General features: G+C 62.1%; 24 protein-coding genes. 9 read left to right on the top strand and 15 right to left on the bottom strand.

All coding sequences use genetic code 11. The annotated features are described in order from the left end of the window. Nucleotides 1–74: 74 nt before the first annotated feature. Complete coding sequence (locus BA190_RS03905; RefSeq protein WP_068283044.1) at nt 75–965, top strand: LysR family transcriptional regulator; 891 nt, start codon at nt 75–77, stop codon at nt 963–965. A 6-nt stretch (nt 966–971) separates the two neighbouring features. Here BA190_RS03905 and BA190_RS03900 read toward each other — a convergent pair whose 3' ends face one another. Together BA190_RS03900 and BA190_RS03895 are read right to left on the bottom strand one after the other, a co-directional pair. Continuing rightward, complete coding sequence (locus BA190_RS03900; protein WP_068282835.1) at nt 972–1,949, bottom strand: glutathione S-transferase family protein; 978 nt, start codon at nt 1,947–1,949, stop codon at nt 972–974. A 227-nt stretch (nt 1,950–2,176) separates the two neighbouring features. Next, complete coding sequence (locus tag BA190_RS03895; protein ID WP_068282832.1) at nt 2,177–2,806, bottom strand: LysE family translocator; 630 nt, start codon at nt 2,804–2,806, stop codon at nt 2,177–2,179. A 184-nt stretch (nt 2,807–2,990) separates the two neighbouring features. Between BA190_RS03895 and BA190_RS03890 the strand changes: the two genes are divergently transcribed. Together BA190_RS03890 and BA190_RS03885 are read left to right on the top strand one after the other, a co-directional pair. Then, nucleotides 2,991–3,296, top strand: a complete 306-nt coding sequence (locus BA190_RS03890; protein ID WP_068282829.1) for a hypothetical protein — start codon at nt 2,991–2,993, stop codon at nt 3,294–3,296. A 33-nt stretch (nt 3,297–3,329) separates the two neighbouring features. Continuing rightward, on the top strand, nt 3,330–3,935 hold the full coding sequence (locus tag BA190_RS03885; RefSeq protein ID WP_068282826.1) for a histidine phosphatase family protein: 606 nt from the start codon (nt 3,330–3,332) through the stop codon (nt 3,933–3,935). 144 nt (nt 3,936–4,079) lie between these two features. Here the strand turns inward: BA190_RS03885 and BA190_RS03880 are convergent, their stop codons facing one another. The 6 genes from BA190_RS03880 to BA190_RS35670 all read right to left on the bottom strand — a co-directional run bounded on the left by BA190_RS03880 (nt 4,080) and on the right by BA190_RS35670 (nt 9,080). Next, nucleotides 4,080–4,424 (bottom strand): RidA family protein, encoded by a 345-nt coding sequence (locus BA190_RS03880; protein ID WP_068282824.1) that lies wholly within the window; start codon nt 4,422–4,424, stop codon nt 4,080–4,082. Nucleotides 4,425–4,795: 371 nt separating this feature from the next. Further along, nucleotides 4,796–5,125: a DUF2190 family protein gene (locus BA190_RS03875; RefSeq protein WP_068282822.1), complete on the bottom strand. Its 330-nt coding sequence runs from the start codon at nt 5,123–5,125 to the stop codon at nt 4,796–4,798. Further along, nucleotides 5,122–5,346 (bottom strand): phage head-tail joining protein, encoded by a 225-nt coding sequence (locus tag BA190_RS03870; RefSeq protein ID WP_068282819.1) that lies wholly within the window; start codon nt 5,344–5,346, stop codon nt 5,122–5,124. The genes BA190_RS03875 and BA190_RS03870 overlap by 4 nt, the downstream gene beginning before the upstream one ends. Next, nucleotides 5,346–7,130 carry a Mu-like prophage major head subunit gpT family protein gene (locus BA190_RS03865; RefSeq protein ID WP_068282816.1) on the bottom strand — a complete coding sequence of 595 codons (1,785 nt, stop codon included), beginning with the start codon at nt 7,128–7,130 and terminating at the stop codon, nt 5,346–5,348. The genes BA190_RS03870 and BA190_RS03865 overlap by 1 nt, the downstream gene beginning before the upstream one ends. After that, nucleotides 7,114–8,499 (bottom strand): phage portal protein, encoded by a 1,386-nt coding sequence (locus BA190_RS03860; protein WP_162275043.1) that lies wholly within the window; start codon nt 8,497–8,499, stop codon nt 7,114–7,116. The genes BA190_RS03865 and BA190_RS03860 overlap by 17 nt, the downstream gene beginning before the upstream one ends. Beyond that, nucleotides 8,496–9,080: a hypothetical protein gene (locus BA190_RS35670; RefSeq protein WP_068282813.1), complete on the bottom strand. Its 585-nt coding sequence runs from the start codon at nt 9,078–9,080 to the stop codon at nt 8,496–8,498. Before BA190_RS35670 ends, BA190_RS03860 begins: the two co-directional genes overlap by 4 nt. A gap of 515 nt (nt 9,081–9,595) precedes the next feature. On the opposite strand from BA190_RS35670, the gene BA190_RS03850 reads away from it, so the two are divergent. Then, entirely contained in the window at nt 9,596–9,823 is a 228-nt protein-coding gene (locus tag BA190_RS03850; RefSeq protein WP_068282810.1) for a hypothetical protein, read from the top strand. A 197-nt stretch (nt 9,824–10,020) separates the two neighbouring features. Here the strand turns inward: BA190_RS03850 and BA190_RS03845 are convergent, their stop codons facing one another. The 4 genes from BA190_RS03845 to BA190_RS03830 form a co-directional block, all read right to left on the bottom strand. Then, entirely contained in the window at nt 10,021–11,793 is a 1,773-nt protein-coding gene (locus BA190_RS03845) for a phage terminase large subunit family protein (protein ID WP_068282807.1), read from the bottom strand. Further along, nucleotides 11,783–12,412 carry a hypothetical protein gene (locus tag BA190_RS03840; protein ID WP_156771350.1) on the bottom strand — a complete coding sequence of 210 codons (630 nt, stop codon included), beginning with the start codon at nt 12,410–12,412 and terminating at the stop codon, nt 11,783–11,785. The genes BA190_RS03845 and BA190_RS03840 overlap by 11 nt, the downstream gene beginning before the upstream one ends. 487 nt (nt 12,413–12,899) lie before the next feature. Beyond that, complete coding sequence (locus BA190_RS03835) at nt 12,900–15,329, bottom strand: DUF5906 domain-containing protein (protein WP_068282802.1); 2,430 nt, start codon at nt 15,327–15,329, stop codon at nt 12,900–12,902. A 64-nt stretch (nt 15,330–15,393) separates the two neighbouring features. Further along, nucleotides 15,394–16,650 carry a site-specific integrase gene (locus tag BA190_RS03830; protein ID WP_068282799.1) on the bottom strand — a complete coding sequence of 419 codons (1,257 nt, stop codon included), beginning with the start codon at nt 16,648–16,650 and terminating at the stop codon, nt 15,394–15,396. A 298-nt stretch (nt 16,651–16,948) separates the two neighbouring features. Here BA190_RS03830 and BA190_RS03825 point away from each other — a divergent pair, with 298 nt between their 5' ends. Both BA190_RS03825 and BA190_RS03820 read left to right on the top strand, forming a co-directional pair. Continuing rightward, on the top strand, nt 16,949–17,233 hold the full coding sequence (locus BA190_RS03825; RefSeq protein WP_068282796.1) for a hypothetical protein: 285 nt from the start codon (nt 16,949–16,951) through the stop codon (nt 17,231–17,233). Nucleotides 17,234–17,440: 207 nt separating this feature from the next. Then, nucleotides 17,441–17,869, top strand: a complete 429-nt coding sequence (locus BA190_RS03820) for a response regulator transcription factor (protein ID WP_068282793.1) — start codon at nt 17,441–17,443, stop codon at nt 17,867–17,869. Nucleotides 17,870–17,921: 52 nt separating this feature from the next. On the opposite strand, the gene BA190_RS03815 is transcribed toward BA190_RS03820, so the two are convergent. Next, complete coding sequence (locus tag BA190_RS03815; RefSeq protein ID WP_068282790.1) at nt 17,922–18,209, bottom strand: hypothetical protein; 288 nt, start codon at nt 18,207–18,209, stop codon at nt 17,922–17,924. Nucleotides 18,210–18,594: 385 nt separating this feature from the next. Here BA190_RS03815 and BA190_RS03810 point away from each other — a divergent pair, with 385 nt between their 5' ends. Next, nucleotides 18,595–19,362, top strand: coding sequence for an SDR family oxidoreductase (locus BA190_RS03810; protein WP_068282787.1), 768 nt, complete (start codon nt 18,595–18,597; stop codon nt 19,360–19,362). 138 nt (nt 19,363–19,500) lie between these two features. On the opposite strand, the gene BA190_RS03805 is transcribed toward BA190_RS03810, so the two are convergent. Next, nucleotides 19,501–20,409: a LysR family transcriptional regulator gene (locus BA190_RS03805; RefSeq protein WP_068282784.1), complete on the bottom strand. Its 909-nt coding sequence runs from the start codon at nt 20,407–20,409 to the stop codon at nt 19,501–19,503. 177 nt (nt 20,410–20,586) lie between these two features. Between BA190_RS03805 and BA190_RS03800 the strand changes: the two genes are divergently transcribed. Both BA190_RS03800 and BA190_RS03795 read left to right on the top strand, forming a co-directional pair. Beyond that, the gene (locus tag BA190_RS03800) at nt 20,587–21,531 is read left to right on the top strand and encodes a ring-cleaving dioxygenase (protein WP_068282781.1); all 945 of its coding nucleotides are present in this window, start codon (nt 20,587–20,589) and stop codon (nt 21,529–21,531) included. Between the two features lie 83 nt (nt 21,532–21,614). Further along, a complete protein-coding gene (locus BA190_RS03795) occupies nt 21,615–22,235 on the top strand; it encodes an alpha/beta hydrolase (RefSeq protein ID WP_068282778.1) in 621 nt (206 codons plus the stop codon). A gap of 74 nt (nt 22,236–22,309) precedes the next feature. On the opposite strand, the gene BA190_RS03790 is transcribed toward BA190_RS03795, so the two are convergent. Continuing rightward, nucleotides 22,310–23,296, bottom strand: coding sequence for an NAD(P)-dependent oxidoreductase (locus BA190_RS03790; RefSeq protein WP_068282775.1), 987 nt, complete (start codon nt 23,294–23,296; stop codon nt 22,310–22,312). Between the last annotated feature and the right edge of the window lie 50 nt (nt 23,297–23,346).

The following is a 23,346-nucleotide window of genomic DNA, read 5'->3' as shown; positions in this document are numbered from 1 at the left end:
CGTCGCGTGGCGGGCACGGGAAGCGGGCTTACAAGGAAATTGCATTTCTCGCACCGTCGTCATCATGATGCGTGATGACGTTGCCGATGCTCGATCCCGATCTTCTGAGAGCCTTCCTGGCCGTGGCCGATCACCGCTCCTTCACGCGGGCGGCGGCCCGGCTCAATCGCACGCAATCTGCCGTGAGCATGCAGATCAGGCGTCTGGAAATGCGGGTTGCCGCCGAGTTGTTCCGCCGCAACACAACCATGGTCGAGCTTACCCAGGCCGGCGAAAGCCTGGTTGCCTATGCCCGGCGCATCCTCGCCCTGAACGAAGAGGCGGTGGGCAAGCTTCGCCAGCACCGGCTCGAGGGGCGCGTGCGCCTGGGTGTGATGGACGATTATGGGAGCCATGTACTGCCCTCCCTGCTGGCGCGCTTCCTGACGCTCTATCCCCGCATTCACGTCGAGATGGAGACCGGCCTGACCAGCACCATGCTCGGCCGCCTTGGCGAGAGTTACGACCTCGTCATCGCCATGCACGCCGATGGGCATGGCAGCGGGGAATTGCTGCGGCTCGAACGGCCGGTCTGGGCCGCCAGTGCGGAGCATCAGGCCTGGCTGGTCGATCCCCTCCCCGTGGCGCTCTATCCAATGGGCTGCCTTTTCCGCAAATGGGCGATCGAGGCCCTCGACGCCGCAAGACGGCCATGGCGACTGGCCTTCGTGTCGCATAATCTGGCGACGGTGGAAGCCGTGGCTGCCCAGGGGTTGGCCGTCACCGTGGTGAAATCGAGCTTCCTGCCGCGCAGCTTGCGTAGCCTGTCTCCCGGGGATGGCCTGCCTGCCCTGCCCGGTGCCGAGATCCGGCTTCATGTCGCGCAGGATCCGACACGGGCGGTTGCCATGCTGGCCGATCATCTGCGCGAAGCCTTCGCTGCGATACCGGATGAACTGCCGATCAGGCGCGTCCAGGCGCCATGAAAGATCTCACGCGGCGCGGCTCGCTGACGCACGCAGACTGGAAACGGGTGCGTCATAGTCGAGATCGGGACCGAGAGGCACGATACGGCTCGGATTGATCCAGGCATGGCTGGCATAATAGTGCTTCTTGATGTGATCCATGGCGATGGTCGGCCGGATCAGCCGATGCTGTTGAAGCAACCGTGTATAGTCCCAAAGCGCGGGGTAATCGGCGATCCTGCGCCGATTGCATTTGAAGTGGCCGTGATAGACCGGGTCGAAGCGCAGCAATGTCGTGAACAGGCGGATGTCGGCCTCCGTCAGGCGCTCGCCCAAGAGGAATGCCTGTCGCGAGAGCCGATGCTCCAGCCAATCCAGGGTCTCGAAGACGGCCCCTGCGGCCTCCTCATAGGCGGCTTGCGTGGTGGCGAAGCCTGCCTTGTAGACACCGTTGTTCAAGCTTTCATAGATGCGCTCGTTGACGGCATCGATCTCCGTGCGGAGCTCATGCGGGTAGAAGTCGCCCGGTCTCGCCCCGATGCCGTCGAAAGCCGAATTGAACATGCGGATGATTTCGGCGGATTCGTTGGAAACGATGCGCCGGCTCTGCTTGTCCCACAGGACGGGCACGGTGACGCGCGTGGTGGCACCGGGATCGCCGAGTGTATAGATTTCGTGAAGCTTGGCCGCGCCGTTCACGCTGTCCGGCACCACGCCGGGGCCCGGATCGAAGCTCCAGCCATCCTCTCCCATCAGCCAGTTGACGATGGAGATGTCGATCAGTCCCTCCAGCCCCTTGAGGCTGCGCATGATCAGGGTGCGGTGCGCCCAGGGACAGGCCAGCGAGACATAGAGGTGGTAGCGCCCGGCTTCGGGCTTGAAGGGCGCATCTGCCTGGGAGGAGATCCAGTTGCGATAGACGGAGGGCGGCCGCCTCAACCGGCCGTCAGCCATCAGCTTCGAGGGAGTTGTGCGATGCCATTGTCCGCCGATCAACTCGCCCATGATGCAGCCTCACGCTTGTCCAATCCGCCTCGACACACCGGCAGGCGGCCGTCGGTGGAAGCAATGCTGGCACGGGGCGGCCCGTCCGAATAGTCGAGTTCGATAGAACCTATCCGTCGATGAAATCGATAAGAGGCGCCCTGCATGCTGGCCTGCAGCCACATCCGCAACCATGATCGAGGTCGATCTCCCGTTGCCGATGCAGCAATGCTGCGCGCCACCGCGTCCTATTTTCGCGAAACCAGCGCTGCCGTCACGCCCAGACCGATGAAGGACAAGCCGGCGAACCAGCGCTGAAACCGCAGGAACCCGCGGCTGCGGCGTAGGAAATCCCCCGCCGCGCCGGCTGCCAGTGCAAACATGGCGTCACTCAGCATGCCGAGCCCCATGAAGGTGAAGCCGAGCACGAGGATCTGCCAATGCAGAGCGCCCCGGGCCGGATCGACGAACTGGGGCAGGAAGGCCAGGAAGAAGATCGCGGTCTTCGGGTTGAACAGGTTGACGATGAAGCCTTCCTGAAAGAGCCGATGCAGCGGTTTGGTCGATCTGGCGGAGATCTCCGGCGGCAGGTCCGGCGCCATCAGCGTGCGGACGCCGATCCAGATCAGGTAGGCAGCGCCCAGATATTTGACCACGGAAAAGGCCAGGGTCGAGGAAACGACCAAGGCCGAAAGCCCGACCGCCGCAGCGACGATATGGACGATGGTGCCGAGATGGATGCCGAGGACCGAAACCAGGCCCGCGACCTTGCCCCGCTCGACCGAGCGCGCCACGATGAACAGCACCGCCGGTCCAGGCGTCAGCAGCAACGTGACCGATGCGAGAACGAACAGTCCCCAGAGTGTCGGATCAGGCATTGGTCGCTCCTTGTCATTGCTTGCGACGGAGCAAGCCACAAGGCCGGGCGCAAGGCAAGAACCGTGTTGAAGGGCCTCGCTTGGCGAAAGGCTCTCCCCTTGCCGAGTGCGTGTTATGCTGGAATATTGCCGTCGACTCGTCCGATCTTGTCGTGCTGGCAAGGCCTGATGCTGAGGCTCTCCGATGAAGCTGTCCGCCTGCACTGCACTCCTCCTCCTGCCGCTGCTGGGCAGCTCCGTCCTGGCAGAGGAATTCGCACTGCCGGACCTGACTGTGGAGCAACCCAGGCACAAGAAACCAGTTGCTGCGACCGGCAAGGCGCCGGCCTTGGGAAATCCCGCTTCACAATGGGCTCCGGATGCCAACGACAAGGCATCCAAGGCTTTCACGGCTCGGCCGGACATCTGCGATGGCTGTGAAATCAAGCTCAACGCCCGCCAGGTCACGCGGGAAGACCGGCTTCGACGTCCGTTTGAGGAATTCGAGTGAGAGCCGTTCCCCCGCCGGTTTGCTGGAGGCGGCATGGCGCGTGAGCTCTGGCTGATCCGCCATGGCGAAAGCACTGGCAATGCGGGGGCTGCAAGCAAGGACGCCTCCTCGGCGCCGCTTACCGAAACCGGATGGCAGCAGGCCCGTGAGGTGGCGGCCAGGTTCGAACGGGACCCGGAATTGATCGTGGTGTCGCCCTATCTGCGCGCGCGCCAGACAGCCGCGCCGACGGCCGAGCGTTTCTCGGCGACGCCGATCGAAACCTGGCCGGTGCAGGAATTTACCTATCTGTCGCCTGTTCGCTGCGCAAATACCACGATGGAGCAGCGTCGCCCGCTGGTCGAAGCCTATTGGCGCCTTGCCGATCCGGAGCGGGTCGACGGTCCCGGCGCCGAATCTTTTGCCCGGATGCTGGAGCGTGTCAGGGCCACGGCCCGTCGCATAGAAGCGCTTGGGCTCGATCGCATCTCCATTTTCACGCATGGCCACATCATGCAGACTTGGCGCCTGCTGGCCGCACGCCCCGATGCCAGCGACAGAACGGACATGAAACGCTATTTCAGCGCTTTCCTGGGCCGTCCGATCGAGAATGGCGAATGGATGTCTGCGGACGCCTATGCCCGCGTGGCGCGGAGCTAGGGCCTGGCCTGGAAAAGGCTGAAACGCCACTTTTGTCATGCCCGGGCTTGACCCGGGCATCCTGCGGCCCCCGCCTTCGACGCCTGGGAGCTGGGTTGCCGGGTCGAGCCCGGCAATGAAAAAGGATCGCCTCAGCGAGGGCGATCAAGCCGTGGCGGTGACCTGGATCTCGACCAGCAGTTCCGGCGTGGCCAGGCGAGCTTCCACGGTGGCGCGAACGGGCAGATTGTTCATGTCGACCCACTTGTCCCAGACGGCATTCATCTGGCCGAAATGAGCGATGTCGCGCAGCCAGATGCTGGCCGTGAGCAGGTTCGCCTTCGAGCTGCCGGCTTCGGCCAGCAGGGCATCGATCTGCGCCAGGATGTCGGCGGTCTGCGCGGTGGTGTCGCCGCTGGTATCGGCAGCGGTGATGCCGGCCGTGGTGACGATGCCGTTGGCGACGACCGCCTTGCAGAAACGCGCGCCGGGATGGAGACGCTTGACCATGGGAGTGTCCTTCCTTGAAAAGTCAGGGCCCTCCTCTACAGCATCGAAATCGATTCAGGAATCGCATCCGCCGAGGAAACACTTCCCTGCGATCTTGATGGATGAACTGGCCGAACGCCTCGCTGTTTCCTACATCTCCCGCGAAAAAATGACCTAAGATATTGAAACAATTACACTTTAATTTTTAGCAGCGCCGCCTACGCAACACCAACCCAAAAACTTGAGATTGCATCGGCTGAAATAAGGCCCGCCTCACGCCCTCGCAAAACATGAGGCGGGCCCCTTGTGAGCGGCGGAAGAGGATGAGTCCAACACCGCTCACGTTCATCAAGCCGGTCCAAATGGCGAAAACCCCCGGCTCGAAACTTCCCTTAAATCGAAGGCACCAGCCGGACGTCGACGGCAGCGGACGGGTTGGCGGCGGCGGTCACAGCCACACCGATTTTGGTGTTGCCGCTGGCCGTCTTGTTCACCAGCTTGGTGGCCGCGTCGAAATAGAGCGTATCTCCGATGGCGATCGCGAGCGCGCTGACCTTGGGCAGATTGAACACGCCCGTCAGCGACACGTCGACGTCATCGCCGGTTGCAGCGTCACCGCCTGCCACACCTACCAGGGCGCCCGCGATCACAACGTCGCCGCTGGCATAGTCGGCAGTTGCCGGAATGGTGATTGTCTCACCGCGTTGGACAAAGTTTTTCATCGGTCGATCCTTTTTGAACTCGTCGTGATGCGTTTGAAGCTGGGCGCTTGCCGGGAAGCCCCGGCGAGCATTTTGTCGGCGGACCGGATGGCCGCGGCCATTTCTGAGTCCGTGGCATACCGGATGGTTTTTCCGTCAGCGTCGCGCACTTCGCGCACCCCGGAGAGACGCGCCTGAATCAGCGCGTCCCGCCAAGTGCGGATTTCATCCGGGCTCGGCATCAGGCCAGGCTTTCCTGATAGATGTTGCGCCAGTCGGTGACGCCGCATCCGAAATCGAGCACGACACGGAACTCCTGTCCGAGCACGTCCCACCCTTCGCGCGAAGCCATCTGCGGGCCCGGCGCGGACGCCAGATAGGCGACTTCGATCGGGCTGTAATCACCGACCAGATAGAAGCGGCCGGTAATCCGCGGCTCAACGGCAAGCGACAGCTTCCCGCCGAATACGTTGACGTCATCGGCCCTTGCGGCGGCGATCAGAGTCAGCGCAGCCTCTGCGATCGTTTCCAGTTCGGCCGGAACAACGAGCGTTTTCGGCGACACGGAAATGATCGTCTTGCCGTCGACTCCGACCTGCTTCCGCATGGCAAGGCGCGCCGCGGAAAGCAGCCCGATGAGTTCTTCCGGGGTTGTCGGCAGCGTACCGCTGGCAATGTTGCCGTGGTCGGCGTGGAAGAGCGTCTTGCCGTCGCCCATGACAGGCCCGGAACCGCTGGCCTTCGTCAGCATGGCAACCACAAGAGCATTCTCCGTCGCGGCCGCTGCCTGGCCGGCATCGCGACCCCAGGAGGCGAATGCGCCCAAGTCGTCATTGAGAATCGCCTTGCGCGACAGCGAGAACATGCTGGCATAAGTATCGATCGCGAAACCTTCCGACTCCTCGACCCTCGTATCGCTCTTGATCTCACCGGATTCGCTGACCTTCTGCAGCATGCCGAGCTCACCGGTGCGAAGCTGAGTGCTGGGCCGGAAATCAGGGCGCGTCCCCTGTCGTGCCAGGTTGCGCAGCGGCGACAAGGCCGGCGTGAATCCTGCCGTGAGGGCTCGATTGCCGACGCCGGCCAGGAGCGCCGGGAAGTTGCTGATGGTATGCTGGGCAGCGCGAGTCAGGATTGCTTCCGGGCTTTCACCGGCGCGCACCGTCTCGCCGCGAGCCCGAAGCAGACCGGCAGCATGGTCGGACAGGCGATCGTGCATGAAGGCGCGAGCGGCATCGCTGGGCGTACCGCCGAGAGCACGGCAGGCAAGAGCCTCGGTGCGCAGTGCCAGGACCGCGTCCGGATCATCGTGCGGCTGGGCGCGTACCGAGGTGATGCGGCGGGCCGTGGCGTTGCGCTCCTGCTGTGCGGCTCGAATGAGCTCGCGGGCGCTTTCGATATCCTCGGCGGCGTCGAGTACATCTTCCACCTGTTCGCGCGCGAGGCCGGCATAGTCGGCCCAATTGCGGATCTGAGTCACCTCTTCGGCGGTCAGCTCGACGACGTCATTATCTTCGGGATCCATGGTGCCACTCCTTTGTTTGGCTTTTCGATCGGCCGGGAGCGGCACGGTCGAGACTTCGTGGATTGAGGGTGTGATCGTTCGGACTCGCATGCCGGCGCGCACCGTCTTGACGATGTTGGCAGCCGTATACCCGATGCTGAAATGCAGGATCTTGTCGGCCGCGCGTTGGCGTACCGGCGCCACGTCATCGGCACCAGACAAGCGGATCTGCGCGACGACAAGATCGCCTTCCAAGTGAGCGGACAGCACCTCACCAATGGAGTCTTCCGCCTTACCTGACCTATGGGCGTTCAAGAGCGGCAGGCCCGCAAGCGCACCAAAGTCTACACCCGTAAAGTCGAGTCGCTCTTCGTACGGGCCGCGGGTATCGGACCGTTTCACCGGTGCCGGTTGCGAGGCGATCACGGCCGTGATCGTCAACGTCTCAGCGTCGAAACTGCTCGCGCCGGCACTTGATCGGTGCCGCACGGTTTTGAACACGGCGCTACGTTTGAAGTGCATTCTGGACTCCGTTGTCTTTGGGGGCGGCCGGTGCCGGCTTGGACAGGCCGAGCTCTTTTTCACGGGCAGCATCAGCGGCGCGTTCATCGTCGATCTGTTCGACAGACCAGCCGCGGGCCGCGACCTTTTCGCGACGGGAGGCAAGCCCCGCGTCGATCTCGGCAACGTCGGCGTCGACAGCCTTCTGCGGGTCGACCTGCCAGGCGGCCGGTGCAATCCACTCGCAGGTGCGCGGCGTCGGCCGGCCTTCGAGCTCTTCGATCAGCGACCAGGCGGACCAAACGGCATTCAAGAATTGCGGAACGAGCGTGCCGTAGATGAACGCCTCATTCTTGCGCCTCAGCGGGATGAGACCCGCGCGGAGGCTCGAATAATTCGCCGTCGACAGGTCGCCGTCGACCAAGAACGCCGGCACGCCAAGGCCGGCGCCGATCGCGCGCACCTCGGCCCGTAGAATATCGACGGCCGCATTCAATTGCTGGGGGCTGGAAAAGGTGACCCGCTGGCCGCCTTTGAGCCTTAGCATCGTGCCGGGCTCGAGACTGGGTGTTGATGCGTCACCGATCGGGTCGTCGTCCGGCCCGGCAAAGTCGGTTTCGGTCGTGATCGCGCCGACAAACATGCTCGAAACGTTGGCGGCCATCACGAGCGCTTCCATAAGCTTTGTCAGCTCGGCTGCAGTCCCGACTACGCTTGAGGCCCATGAGATTCCGCGCACCTGGCCGGGCAACAACGGCTTGAAAACGTGGAGCACCTCCGCCGCGTCGACACGTACCGGCTGGGCCCATGACTCGAAGATCGTCGCGGCTGGCCGGGGCGAAATCCAATAGGCAACGCGATGGCCGGCAGCGTTGAATTCGACGCCTTGCACGATCGAATTGCCGTCGGGCAACTCACGCGTAAGGGTGCGATCAACTTGGGCGCTATCGAGCAAGTGCCAGCGGAGATCCGGCGAGCCCAGCTTGCGGACAGCAAAACCGTCGCCGGTGAGGATCACGGACCGCATGAGGCGAGTCTGAAAACCGTAGGCGTCCGACAAGCCTTCAAAGTCGAAACGCGGCGCGTAGCGATCCCAACGGCCGAGAGCCTCGGCGCGTACCTCCGGGTCGTCATGGATCGGTGCGGGCCGGATGCCGGGGCCGATCATCTCAGCAATGAGATTCTCGACGCCGTTCAGGACCAGCGGATTCGTCAAATAGAGCGCTTGGGCTTTACCGGCGAGATTGCCAGCGGTCGCGCCGATCTCGGCATTGATCTGTCGGACCGACGTGTAATTCGTCCACGGCCGGCCGGGGGAATCGAAGCTGCGACGGCCAGTCGGGGCGATCCATGCGGCAGCCGTGCGGCGGAGGCGATCAAAGAGGTTCAATGCATCGCCCCTTTTGTCAGGCGGGCGAAGGCCATGAACGGGCCGGCAGTCGGCAGCATCAGGCTTGCCACCGGCATGTAGTCGGGCCGGTCGAACATGGTCGGATCCAACCAAACGGCAGGCTCGCCCATCTTGTGGAAGGCAGAATTAATCAGACGCTCGCCAGTCTCGACGTTGCGGCCTAGCTGCAGCTCCAGCGCCCACGGCATGCCGTGGGCGTCGTCGAAAATGGCTTGGGCGAGCGGAATCGGCGTCGTCGGCTCGGCGGCGGCCGGCCAGCGATACAAGGCCATGGATGCCATCGCCATGAGCTGCTTGTCGGCGATGCCGGCATTGATCAGACCGGAGAACATGACGGCCGCAGCGCAATCGACGAGCCGGAGAGCACGCGCGCCGCGCCCGTCATCGGGGTCGGCTACGGTACCTTGCAGCAAGCCGGTCCGGGCCATGTTGTCGAAGCGGCTTGTCGCGGTTTTCAGGCCGAGCCCCGAAGCAACCAGCACGGCAATCGCGTCGGCGCGTCGGTAGTCGGTGCCGCCGTTGCGGTGCTCTTGTGCGAGCGGCGTGTCGGATTCAAGCATCTCGATCCCTCTTGTCTTGGAATCCTAGATACTTCCGCAAGGTAATAGAGTCAAAGCGTTGCCAACAGGTAATAATTCATAGAACAAATCAAGCATCAGTTGAGTTTATAGTCTCGTTGCATTGAGAGAGACTTTATTATACAAACCTATGATGTGAATTGGAGCGCGGCGATCAATGGCGAAGCTGTTTCAAAATTGGCGAACACCCGGCGAGGCGGTACCGGCGATTCCGGCTTGGGTGCGAGCGCCTCGGATGTGTGAGCACCCAGGCAGTTTCATGGGCAAGCTGCGAGACTTCGTGAGATTGCGCACCTGGCCGCTAAAGCGGGCTTATTGGGAAGCCTGTCAGTTCTATCCGGCCTGTAAACAATGGGCCGGTGAATATAAAACCTTCAGACTACGCAAGCGGTCAGTTGATTTTTAGTTGATTTCCGTACCGTTTCTACCGAAAAACGTGATTTGCCAAATCACACGACAAGGTCAACCATCGTGTTCTCAACAACGGAGGACACCAAATGACTGTAACCAACGAAACCCGTGAGCAACTCCTTGCCGCGTTCCAGGAGGACTTCGAGTTTCTGGACAGACTCGCGGAACGCGAGGATTCACGCGGCAAATCTGAGGACCTGTTGAACCTTCGCGAACGAGTCTACAGCGAAATCGGCCGCAAGCTCCAAAACCTGCTTACCGGTAGCGAGTGTTCTGACCTGAAGATCAAAACCAAACTCGCATCGGGCCGGTAATAATAGGCTTGATTAGGGCGGCGAGCGGAATCCATTCGCGCATGACTTTGCGTCTCGGGGTTGTCCACGTGCATTGTGCACGCTCGCCGTCGATTGCAACTATCGTCATATGGGGTGCACTTGTACCAGCACGCCAAGCGACATCACCCACCTTCCAGACGTCAGACATGTTTTCCCCCTCAGCGGAATTGCCCCCGTCAACGGGACATCCACCGCGATCGAATAACCATAGGTTGCCTAGGCGCAGGGTGTCCAGCACTCGAAAGATCTTGTTCCCGCCGTTCCAAGTTCTGACCGACAATACCGCGCACCGCGACGGCATAGGTCAGACAGTCCAAGCACTCGGCAGCCCGACCGGGAATCCGTTCCCATTGGCGTATCGGGAATCCGCGCTGATAGCGCACGACGAGGCGCTCCGAAGTCACTTCCTCGTACCATCGGGCCGGCAAGGTGTTGCTGAACTGGATCCCCTGCCCGCCTGCCAACCGCCGAATTACGTTCTGCTTGACGCCATCTACGCCGAGGATCCAGAGTCGCGAACCCCGGGTTTTCGACACCTCGATGGCAGGCCGTGTGCCGGCAACGCCTTTGATGGGAACGATCTTGCGAGACCAGCGCGGGTGACAGAAGGCAAGCACGCGGTCCATCGTCACACCGTCGCCGGCATCGACGGCGGCGGCATCCACTCGCAACGTACCGCCTTTCTTGTGCGGCCAGGTCGTGCGCAATAGCTCGTCGAGCTCGGCCCACGTGGAGTCGTCGGCCGGCGAGCCCCAAATGACGTTATGGCCAAGCACGAAAACGGTATTGTCCTTACCGTGGCCAATAAACGACACCTCGAGCCGGTCCCGCTGGACGTCGACTCCTGCGGTCACGACAAGCACCTCGGCAGGGATGTCAGTCAGGCCGAAATTGCCGGCCCGTGAAGCCAGTTCGGTTTCGCTCACTTCTTCGACGGCGTTTTTCCAGCCTTCCGCAAGGATTGTGTTGGTCCAAGTTTGCAATTGGTCCGGACCGCCGCGTTTTGCCGCAAGGAATTCCTTCACAAGCACAGACCAACGGGCGTTGTGCAGGTTCGAAATCAGCGCGTTGCACTTGAATCCCGCATGGCCTTTGACTTCCGGCCGTGTCGCGCGCCAACGGCCATTCTCGACCATGGCGGGCTTTTCCGACTCCTCGATCACGCATCCGCTATCGCAGACCATGAACGCCTTTTCGGGCTCGCCTTCCGGCCAGCGCACGTGGCGCCAGAGGGCCTCGAACCGCCCCGAACAATGTGGGCACTGGAGCTCAAAGACTCGTTGGTCCGACTCCCGGTAAGCGCGCAGAATGTGGCCGCTTTCCTCATAGGTCGGCGTGCTCGCCAGCACGATCTTGCGGTTCGCAAAGGAGAGGGTGCGCTTTTCGGCCAGGAGAATCGGCGAGCCTTCCGTCGTGTTCTCCATACCGTCGCACTCGTCGACCAGCAGGATTCGGACGTTGTGAGCTCGCAAGTTGCGAGGGGCTTTGGCCGCGACGATTTTGAGCGAACCGCCAGGGAAGCGGCGGGAAAGCAGGGTGTTGCGCCCCTCCACCAACTCACCGGTAAGCGAGCCGCGCAGAGTCGGTGAGGCTTGGAAAATCGGCTCAACGTCGCTTGTGACGTACCGTCTGCAATCATCCTCAGTCGGCAAAAGCACCATGATCGGCGCGGGCTCGTTGTGAACATGGGCGCCGACGAAGGCGGTTAAGGCGGTCGACGCACCAATGCGCACCGGCTTGACCCAAGTCAGTCGCTCTATGTCCGGATCCCCCATCGCCTCAAGGACTCCGCGCTGGGGTTTTGTCAGCTTGAGCGGGCCGGGTAGCGCGGCAACCGAGTCCGGCAGGCGGATGTTTTCCTCAACCCATGTCGGCAGGTCGATCTTGGGCGGCGGGATGAGATTGCGGAGGGCGGCGGTTCGGACTCGTTGTAAGGCTTCACTTCGCATTGCCCAACTCCGTCAAAGCATCTCTGATTTCCCGATCGATCATGTCGACGGTGTGATTGTTGAGCGTGCCGTGGCGTTGAGCAACTCGAGACGGCACGGCCAGCATGCGAGCGCGAAGGTCACGCAAGATTCCGCTCCACTCGGACTCAACCTCGGCAACGTCCAGGTACTCACCGAGCTTCTTCTTGTTCTCGATTTCGATCTTTTCGGCCGCGGCTTCAGTCTGACGGATCTTCGCTTTCTGCAAGGTCGCGTCTTGCCGCTGGGAAGCAATGCCTACCAGGCGTTGGCAATAGCTTTTTACGCTGCCGTAGAGTTCGAGCCGGCCTTGAGTGTCGAGTGTCAGCACACCCTCGGCGATCAGTTTACTGATTTGCCGAATTGTACAGCCGACAAGGCCGGAAAATTGCTCTTTCGTCAGTAAGGCCGTGGACGGCTTCTTTTTCTTCCATGTGTCATTCCCTTCGGAAGGGTCGACTTGCCTGCCATGGGGCTCCGCTGTCGATCCTAGGGGCATTCCTGATCGTACCGTTGCGCGCTTTTTGCTTGCCGGGGGTGGGGTATCGCCCAAAAGATGATCGAAGGCAGTCTCATGCCGAAAATTTTGCTCAAGGCTCATGTGGTTGGAATCCTGATCCTGAAAAAATTGGAAATTCCGAAAAGCCGGGGCTCAGCGTGCCCCGCAGGCGACCGGCCCAACCAAGGACCCATCGACCCCCACGGGAGATCGGCAACGATATCAATGACTTGCCGTATGCGATGGTCATTGCAGCTTGCAAGTTGCACCTTGTTTGAGGGTGAAAAAGCCATTTGCTGCACGTTGCTGCACGTAGGCTTATCCAACGTGCAGCGCCTAAGTGATTGATTTATAAAGGTTGCTGCACGTTCTGCATGTTCTACAGGTAGAAATAGAGTCTTACGCACATGCCCGCACACATTCGTATGCGCACATACGCGCTCGCACACACGCTCATGAAAGCGACTCAGTTTTTGAGTGCAGAACGTGCAGAACGTGCAGCAACCTTTTATTTTCAACGACTTAGCTGCTGCACGTATCGGGGCTTGCTGCACGTACAAGGTGCAGCGAGGCGATTGCCAAACAAGAGTCATTGGCGTTTGCCTCCGTACTCACGGCACTCTTCCAAGGGTGCGAAGCGATAGACGCGATATTGTTCGCGCCCTCCCCCACCGACATTCGCCGATCTCACCGGTGCGATCTTGCGCAGTTGCCTGCCGAACGTTTCCTTCGGGAGCTTGCGCCGGTGACGCTCGTGCTCGTCCATCCAGGCGCGATAGTTGTTGTAGAGCGCGTTAGACCTGACTTCGCCCTCGCCACCCGGCCAGCCGCTTATGGCCACACCGTTGTATAACTCGCCATCGGCAAGCACTTCCGCCCACCACGCTTCAATGCCTTGCTTACCGGCCTCGATTTCCTCGGCAAGCGCATCCGTCTTCGGAGGGTTGCGAATGTCGACGTCCGAAAAGTCGTGGTGTTGCAGGTAGTGAAGCAAAGCGGCAGGGCCTTCGCCGTCGAGCTCCTCATTGAGCGCGCGGAAATAGGCGGCGTCTTCTTTCCGCCTTGCCGACACGTTGAGGATGAACCAACGGCGATCATCCTCCGTCGCCGGCACGACCCATGACTCGTTGCTGGAAATCAGGATGCGCAGGCAACTCGGCATCATGATCGTGTCGACGCCCTTGCGCTCGATCGGCATGTTCGGCGCGGTGATCTGGCTCTTGATCACGCCTTCGGCCTTTTTGTCGCCGGCCCAATACCCTTCCTCGAGGTGGAACAGGAGCTTCCCCTCAAGGTGCGCATTGAACTTACCGGTGATCTGATCCGGTTGCGACGTCATGAAATAGTGGGTACGGTTCATAAGGTCGCGCAGGTAGTAGCCGAACGTATCCTTGCCGATACCCTTCAAGCCCTTGAGCACGACTGCGACGCCGGGCTTCTGCTCGGGCTTCTGGACCATGTGCGCGCACCATGCGAGCAAATAGCGATAGTACCCTTCGTTGCCGTTGCAGATGACGTCCCGCATGTGGGCCAGGATCAGTTTGCACTTGCTCGCATCGGGATCGGGGGTGACGCGCCATCCGCGCCATAGATTGAACTTGCCGGGGGTTTCCGGCTTGCCGGGCTCGAACGTCAAACCGTACTCATACTCGCGGCGCTTGGGGTGCGACAGCCATGCTTCGGAAAGGGAAGTGTCCCGATGGCCTTCCGCGCGCACCTTTGGCTTGTTTTCCAACAGGCCGTGGAAGGCGTCCATGGTCAACAAGTCGAATCCGCCGTCCGGTCGATCGCGGAACATGTAGCGCTTCGATCCATTGATGATGTGCGCGTACGTCTTGTTGAGCTTCGCGACATAGCCGGGGACGGCAGGCTTTGCGGGCTCGTCGTCGAGTAGGTGCGCGAAGTCGGTCGCGTTGCGCTCCGGGCCTTCGTCATCGAATGCCGCGTCAGCATCAAACGGCCGGTACTCTTCGGGCAGGTGCGACCCAATCTTTGGGTCGTGACGGCAAAGCTCCAGCATTTCCTTGTGTGCATCGGTACGCCCGTATCGATGAATGCTCACCAGGTCATAGAGATGGAAGCAATGGCCGTTATTGGCCGGATCGGACTCATGGTAGGATTTGAGATAGAGGCCGCCATCGTAAAGCACTGCGCCGTCTGTCCCGCTGCCGTGCGCATAGCTCCAGCGGTTGCGCTGCCGGGTCGGCGTGTACGGTAGGTTGAAATACCGGATGCCGTCGGCGAGGGTGAAGAGGGTGCACAACGTGCCGATTGCCCCCTCCTTTTCGCGAGGGTCAGGCAACTTCATTTCATAAACGCGCTGGCGTTCCTTCAGCTCGGCAGCGCTGACGTCGGCCAGATACTCATCAGGGTCGACCAACGAGCCGCGGTTATGCTCTGTCCAGAATTCGCCGTCGGTATTGCGGGAAGGCCAGAACATGAATTGCGTCGGCCGGAAGCAGGTCGAGTCGATCGCGGCTCGGGAATCCTCGACGGTCGACAACAATGTGTCAGCGAGCATCTCGGCAAGCAGTTCGTACTCAACGGGCGATACTGGCCGGCCCAAGGGAATGAGAATCCGAAACTTCGGCTCGTCAGCCGTGTGCGTGCGCGTGGTGTGCGCCATCCATTCATGAGATAGCAACGCACCGCTGACACCGGCACCGCCCATCAGGTGATGGAACTCCCCAAGCGGCGCACCATGGTCGACGTCGAGCGTCACAAGACAACGATCCTTCACATCGTCTTTCGTGCGCCCGCCTGCACATCGACCGGCGATGAAGCCTCCGACGTCTTTGTGCGTGGTGCGGGTCTCTTGTCCGGGTTTGCCGGTGCCAGGCAAGGCCATGTATTGCGCGGCCGAGGTCTTACCGATGCGGGGCTTGGCAATGCGCCTGCAGAATTCAGGCCATGAGAGTGTGAGATCCTGACCGGTGGAATCGTTCCGGCTTTCGAAGGCTCGGACCGTCAGATCGAGGGCTTCGGGCTTGCTTTCCGTAAGGGAAGGTGCTAGAGACATTTCTTCCATCTTTCAACTATTGCCGCCGTCCGGGATCGCCACCGGGCGGCGGTTTTTTCATGGGTTAAAGGAGCGCCTCGAAGGCGTGCGTTTCGGGCTCGGCGGCTTGAGGAACGGTAGGCGGCAGGATGTAATCGGCCCAGTCTTGCATAAGCGTGCGGCGTTTCTCTAAGGCGTCGGCGCGCCGGTAGGCTCTTTCCGTCGCGTCGCCTACCTGATGCGCAAGAGCCGCCTCGGCCGTCTCACGGCTATGGTGCGTCTCTTCGGCCGCCCAGTCGCGGAAGCTGGAACGGAAGCCGTGCGGTGTCGGGCCTTTGATCCCCATGCCGCGCAAGAGCATGATGAAGGCCGGCTGGGAGAGCGGACGGGCATCGGTGCGACCCCAGCCGGGGAACACACAGCCGTCATCGGTTTTACGTGCCGCATAGCGCCGCCGCAGGATTTCCAAGGCTTGCGCGGAGAGCGGGACTCGGTGCTCCCGGTTCGCCTTCATACGCTCTTTGGGGATGGTCCAGAGTCCACCCTTGAGGTCGAGTTCATGCCAGCGAGCGCCCATGCACTCCTTCGTTCGCACCCCCGTCAGGATGAGGAACGCCAAGCCATCGGCGCTCACGCCGCGGACCGTGGCGAGCTTAGCCATGAAGGCCGGGACGTCGGCGTAGGGCATGGCTTCCAGATGGCCGCGGACAAGCTTGGGGATCGCCGGCAGCAGGTGCCGGAGGTTGCCGCGCCAACGTGCCGGGTTCTCACCGGAGCGGAGTCCTTTGACCTTGGCGGCGTCGAGCACCTGCTCGATTTGGGCGCGGATGCGAGAGGCTCTCGCAGGGATGCGGCCCCATATGGGTTGCAGTACCGCCAGCACCTCGTCGACTCCGATCTGATCGACCGGCATGTCATTGATAGGCGCGCAGTGCAGGTCGACGCCGGAGAGCCATTGCGTGCCGTGGTACTCGTTCCGCCAAGCTGACCGGTGCGCGGCGACATACGCCTCGGCCTCGCGCCGGAACGTCGGCAGGTTCTTGACCTTCTCGATTGCGGCCACCTCTTCGCGTGCCGCCTCACGCTCTGCAATCGGGTCGCGGCCATCAAGGACGGCCAGCCTCAACTCACCGGCTCGGCGCCTCGCCTCGGCAAGTGTGACGGTGCTGGTAGGGCCGATTCCCATCTCGCGGAGCTTGCCGGCGTGCCGATACATGAAGGACCAATTGCGCGTGCCGGCTTTGGTTATGACCAGGTACAATCCGTTGCCATCGGCATGCCGTCCAGGCTCGGTCAGCTGCTTGATCGTGAGGGGGTGAAGCTTGTTGATTTTTCTCGCCATTGGTAGTCTCATCGGGGTTAGTTTCCGCAGAGGAAGCATAACCCGAAAAACATGTCAACCCAACATTCAACCCAACAAAAAGAGACCCTTGGAACCCTTCATAGAAGCTCCGGAATGCGGGTTTTAAGTTTCCACATTTCGGACTAAACTCAAGCAATCGTTGAGTTATTTGACTTCAAATCCCGCGTAGAAGGCTTTTTACGGCCAACCTTGAAAATAGCCGAATCGCTTCCTACATCTCCTGTTAAGGCCGGTTGCTGCCAAATATTGGCCTGTTCATTCGCATGAGGCGTTCACAATGTCCCTCACCCCTTCTCTCAGCCGCGCTGCCCGCGCACTCCTGGATTTCGACGTTGCCGATCTGGTGAAGCGCTCCGGCGTGCCGAAAGTCATCATTGCCGAGTTTGAAAAGGGCGGACGAGTACCGCAGAGGCAGGACTTGGCGGCCATGCGCCTTGCCTTCGAAGAAGCGGGCATCCAGTTCCTGGAGGACGATGGCAACGGGCCGGGCCTGCGCTTGCGCCTCGGGGGGCGCCAATCCGGCCTTCGGCCGGAGGAACTCACTTCCGAAAACGACGATTGAGCCGTTGATCGCCGGCCTGGCGCGAGGGCCGAGCCAAGAGAGCAAGGCGGCGGGTCTGTTCCGGAGTCACGTGCGGAACAGACGGCCATGTGGAGGCATGACAGAAGGAGAGCAAGCAAGGTCGCAGGTTCGGTATCCGCCAGGAAATCGCTTCACCGAAATCGCCGCACCGCGATGACTGGGACATTTCGATTGAGACACATTGCTTTGACGTCTTCCTCCTCCGCCCCTCCCGTCGACATCCGCCGCGCCATCATGGCGATCATTGAAATGGATGGCGAGGATGCGCTGGCGCAATTGCGCCGACACTTCCCCAATGCCACGATTTTCCTGCTGACGGCCCAGCCGGGCGGCGCCGACGGCAAGCTGGTATCTGCCGAGCAGATGGTCTCGGCACTCGAGACCTGGGCTGGCCCGGACCAGGCCCTGCACCTGACCCCGGTTCTCACCCCTCGCCAGCAGGACATCCTAGACCTGATCGTCCAGGGCAAGTCGAACAAGGAGATCGCCAGGGCGCTGGCCATCTCGCCCTTCACGGTGCGAAACCATGTCTCGCTGCTGCTGCGCGTCCTCAATGTTGCCTCGCGAGAGGAAGCTGCGAGCAAGGCCGCCGAAGGCGCCACCTTGCGCCAGTGACCGCAAGAGCGAATAACGCCTCGGTCGACGCGCTATTCGCTTTGGAGCCGCATCACTGCGGCTTGGCGGCTTCGGGCAATTGTTCCACGCCCGGCAGCATATAGCCCGAGGTCACGCTCCCCGTAAGTTCGCCGCCCTGGCATTCGAGGGTGGTGTCTTCATAGCTGAAAGTCGTCTCGATGACGCCCTTCTGGCGATCGGTGACGCGGAACTGGTTGCCGACACGGGCCTGGTAGCGTGCTTTTTGCGCGCCGACACGCACGATGCCGTCGCCGTCGACCAGTTTCTGGCGCGTGCGGTTTTCGCCATCGGCAACCGCTCCCTCGGCCACCCCTGCCATATCTGCCCTCTGAACGGTCTTCAATTGATCGAGGCAGGTCTCGAAATCAGCGAAATGCTGGGCTGGAACCGGACGAGGCGGCAATTGCCCGCTCGCAGATACGGAAGTGGCCGACAATCCGCCTGCAAGGCCCGCAAGCAGGATAGCGCCGATCGGTCTGAAGCGGCAGTGAAGAGAAACCATAGGTTCATTCTCGGGTTTTGATCGCATCAAGCGGTTATGCCGATGGGCGGATAGACGCAACCAGTCTTGCCGCCCGTTTTCCTGCTTGTCGATTTCCCAGGAAACAGGAATTGACCGAAAGCAGCGGGACCATAGGAAACGGGTCGCGATCGGGTCATGCCCGGAGAACAAGAACCTCCCAAACAAATTGGAGGTTCCGGGCATGAGGTCTACACTCGAAAACAAGGTCGCGATCATCACCGGTGCCAGCTCGGGTATCGGCGAAGCGGCGGCACGCCTGTTTGCCGCCGAGGGCGCCGCCGTCGTCCTGTCGGGGCGCCGTCAGGATGCTCTCGACAAAATCGCTGCCGAAATCGCGGCCGCCGGCGGAAAAGCTGTCACGGTGCCCGGCAACATCCGGGACGAGGACCACCAGATCGCTTTGGTCGAGGCCTCCCAGCGGCATTTCGGCGGGCTCGACATTGCTTTCAACAACGCCGGTACCACCGGCGACATGGCGCCGCTGACCGAAATCTCCCTTGAAAGCTGGCGCGATACGCTCGATGTCAACCTGACCAGCGCCTTCCTTGCAGCCCGGCACCAGCTTCCCGCCATGCTGTCGCGCGGCGGCGGCGCCCTGGTGTTCACCTCGACCTTTGTCGGCCATACCGTCGGCTTTCCCGGCATGGCCGCCTATGCCGCCAGCAAGGCTGGCCTGATCGGCCTCACCCAGGTGATCGCCGCCGAATACAGCGCCAAGGGCATTCGGGCCAATGCACTGTTGCCTGGCGGCACGGATACGCCGATGGGGCGAAGCGTCTCCAACACACCGGAGGCACGCGCCTTCGTCGAAGGGCTGCATGCCCTCAAGCGCCTGGCCACGCCCGAGGAGATCGCCCGTTCCGCGCTCTATCTGGTCTCGGACCTGTCGAGCTTCGTGACGGGAACGGCCCTGCTGGCCGACGGCGGTGTCTCGATTACGAGGACCTAGCATGACGGCCGCGTTGGCATGAAGGCGCGCAAGACATGTGGCGTGTCAGCCTCCGGCTGACACTCCCATCCTTCGATAGGACGTTTTAAAGCTGCAATGACGCCAGCCCGATGTCTTGGCCAAATCACTGCCGCGGTGTCAGGCACCTTCGATGAAAGCCCGTCGCCGCACGATCTCGCCGGCGAGGAAATCGAGGAACGCCCGAATGCGCGGAGCGTCGCGAAGATCGGGATGGGTGAGTAGCCAGAGGTCCGCTCCAAAATCCGGATTGACCGGTCCAATACGCCGCAGCCCCGGCCGGGTTCCAGCGATGAAACAGGGCAGATGGCCGATGCCGATGCCGGCCTCGACAGCCTCGGCGAGGCCGAGTACGGAATTGACGCGATAGACGATGCGTTCCGGCGCGATGTGAGCCTTGACATAACGCACGGCCTTGAGCGTGGCGAGATTGTCGCCGAGCGCCACCCAGCGCCGGCGATGCAGCGTCTCCAGATCCGGCAAGCCGGGCTCGGGGAAATCCTCCACCCTGCCATAGAGCGCCCAGCCGATGCGGGCGACGCGCCGGCCGACCAGCGTGTCCGGCGGTGCGTCGGAGGCACGAATGGCGATATCCGCGTCACGCTTGGACAGATTCAACGCGGCATTCGACAGGATCACATCGAGCCGCATGCCCGGATAGGCCTGTGTGAACCGGGCGAGCAGCGGCGTCAGCAACTCCACCAGCAAGGTATCGTTGGTGGTTATGCGCAGTTCGCCGGAAAGGTCGAGTTCGCTACCGGCAAGCCTGCGCAGGACCGAGACGATGTCCTCGTCGACGCGGTCGGCCAGCCCCGCCACGTCTTCGCCCGCCGATGTCAGCGTGTAGCCCGTACGGTGTTTTTCGAACAGGGTGACGCCTAGCGTCTGTTCGATCTGGCGCAACCGCCGGAAGGCGGTCGAGTGATCGATGCCGATGCGCGCGGCCGCCGCGGGCAGGTTCCTGGTATCGGCAACCGCCTTTACCAGACGCAGATCGTCCCAGGCCAAATTCGGAAAACCGTCCCCCACGACAAATTCCCTGGCGTCATCTTCAACCTATTCCGCAGCTATATTACGTTTCTCCTCGACAATTCAATAGCCTGGCACCCAACCATTTCATTGCATCAGCGCAATGGCAATTCCTGCCCTATCGGACCTATCTCATTGGCGAGGGAACCGGCGTTCCCAACCGAAAGGAGTTTCGCCATGAGCGGCAAAGGCATCCATCACGTCACGGCCATTGCTGGCCCCGCCCAGCGCAACCTCGATTTCTACACCCGCATACTTGGCCTTCGTCTGGTCAAGAAGACCGTGAATTTCGACGATCCCGGCACCTATCATCTCTATTATGGTGACGAAGCCGGCCATCCAGGCAGCATCCTGACCTTCTTTCCCTGGGAACACGTTGCGCCCGGCCGTATCGGACTCGGCGAGACGCAGGAAACCGTGTTTCGGGTACCGGAAGGTTCGATCGACTATTGGACGCAGCGCTTCGTCGAGAATGGCGTCGCCCATCAGCCGCTGACCAGACGTTTCGGCGAGCCCCTGCTGTCCTTCCAGGATCCGGATGGCATGCGCCTTGCGCTCGTCGCCGTGCCCGGCATCGAGAACGAGGCTGGATGGAATGGTGCCGGCATACCTGCCGATGCCGCCATCCGCGGGTTCCATGGTGTCAACCTCCTGCTGGCGCAGGCAGCTCCGACCGGCGCCATCCTCACCGATGTCTTCGGCTTCAGCGAGGTCGGGCGCGAGGGCAGCCTGGTGCGGTATCGCGTACCAGACGGTGGAGCCGGCAGCATCGTCGATATCAATGAGGCGAGCGGTTACCTGCCGGCCCGCCTCGGCGGTGGCTCGGTGCATCACATCGCCTTTCGTGCAGCCGACGATGCCGAGGAGGCCGCAATGGTGCGTAAACTTGCCGAGAACCACCGCATCCGCACCACGGAGCAGAAAGACCGGAACTATTTCCGCTCGGTCTATTTCCGGGAACCCGGCCATGTCCTGTTCGAGATCGCGACGGATGTTCCCGGCTTTGCCGTGGACGAGCCGGCATCGACGCTCGGCGAAGCCCTGAAACTGCCGGCTTTCCTCGAACGCCGTCGTTCGGCGCTGGAAGCCAGCCTGCCACGCCTGGAGCCAAGCGCGGCCTAAAGCGCTTTCTGCCCCGCGCCCCGTCTCGATATGGCGGGAGCGCCGAACATCCCCATCACCCTCGATCCGAGGAGGCAATCACCATGACCATGACAACCCAATTGTCGCATATCCACCGCTTCGTTCCGGGACGGGATACCAAGCGCCCGCCTCTCCTGCTCCTGCACGGCACGGGCGGCGATGAAAACGATCTCATCGGCTTGGGCGAACTCGTCGCGCCCGGCAGTGCCCTCATCTCCCCGCGCGGCAAGGTGCTGGAAAACGGCATGCCCCGCTTCTTCCGGCGCCTGAGCGAAGGTGTGTTCGATGAAGAGGATCTGCGCCGGCGGGCCGCCGAACTGGCAGGCTTCATTGCGGAGGCGCGTGAAGCCTATGGCCTCGCGGCGCCCGTCGCACTGGGCTTTTCCAACGGTGCCAATATCGCCGCGGCACTCCTGCTGTTGCACCCGCAGGCTCTGGCCGGGGCGGCCCTGCTCAGGCCGATGACGCCCTTGCGATCGGCGCCTGCGGCGAATCTGGAGGGCAAGCCGGTGCTGATGCTTTCCGGAGCCGCCGATCCGATCGTGCCGGCTGCCGATGCTGGCACGCTGGCCGCTCTTCTGAGGGAACGTGGTGCGGCCGTGCGCCACGAGACCCTACCCACCGGCCATGGCCTGACGCAGGCCGATGTCCAGCAGGCCAAGGCCTGGCTCGCCGGCTTGTAGTGGCGTGGCAGAGGCCGTCTACCGGAGGCGAGGTCATCACAGCGCCTCCGGTAGAGTCCCGCCTGTTCGGTCGCTCAATCGTGAACCGGATAAGGTCCTTCCGCGAAAACCCTGTCGTGGTAGCCCTTGCTGCCGACCTCGCCGGTGAGCTGGCTGCGGAAGTCCTGGCCGTCGCGCAGGCAGTCGAGCATGTGCCGGAAATCGTAGCGCGGATGCCAGCCGAGCTCCGCCCGTGCCCGGGCATTGACATAGATCCGATCCACCTGCGGAAACAGTGTCCACCCCCTGGCAGCGTAGAGCTCGGCGCAATCGGGAAACAGGCGGTGCACGAAGGCCGGCGCATCCGCCCGCAGCGCCGCGCAGTCCTCCGGCCTGAAAGGCGTCGTCGCCGAGATGATGTAGCGCCCGAAACCGAGAGCCGGCGCCCTTTCTGCCGCCGCCATATGGGCATCGACCGCGTCCTGGATGTCACAGCGGCGGTTGAGCAGCTCGTTGGCCTGGGCGTTGTCGGTGCTGTAGCGCTCCCGCATCTGTGCGTCGTCGTCGGCTTCCGGGAAGAAGCGCGAGGTGCGCAGCACGATGACGGGCAGGCGATGGCGGCGGGCAAAGAGTTCGCACAGGGTCTCCGCCGCGATCTTGCTGGCACCATAGATGTTCTTCGGGATCGGGATCACGTCCTCGGTGACCCAGGCGGCTGGTTCGCCCGCTGCCGGCGTCAGGGCCGAGCCGAAGGTGCTGGTCGTGCTGGTGAAGACGAAGGATTCGACATCGGTGGCTGCGGCTGCCTCGAGCAGCGCGAGTGTCCCCTGGACATTCACGTCGAGAAAGTCCGGATAGCCATGGGTGGCCACATGCGGCTTGTGCAGCGTTGCCGTGTGGAGAACCGTACGCACGCCCGGCAGGTGGCGCTGGACGAAAGCGCGATCGCCGATCGAACCCACGGCATCGGTGAAGGGCGAGGCCTTGATGTCGAGGCCGATGGCAGGCCGGCCCACCGCCCGCAAGGTGCGCATCAGCCCCTCGCCCAGATGTCCGGCGCTGCCCGTTACCAAGATCGTCATGGTGAACTATCCGCTATTGGCATTCGGCGCCGACGACTAACGATCGCAAG

This window comes from Labrys sp. WJW, from assembly GCF_001676615.1.
In the GTDB taxonomy this organism is placed as follows: domain Bacteria; phylum Pseudomonadota; class Alphaproteobacteria; order Rhizobiales; family Labraceae; genus Labrys; species Labrys sedimenti.
This window is presented reverse-complemented; position numbering and strand designations above follow the sequence as displayed.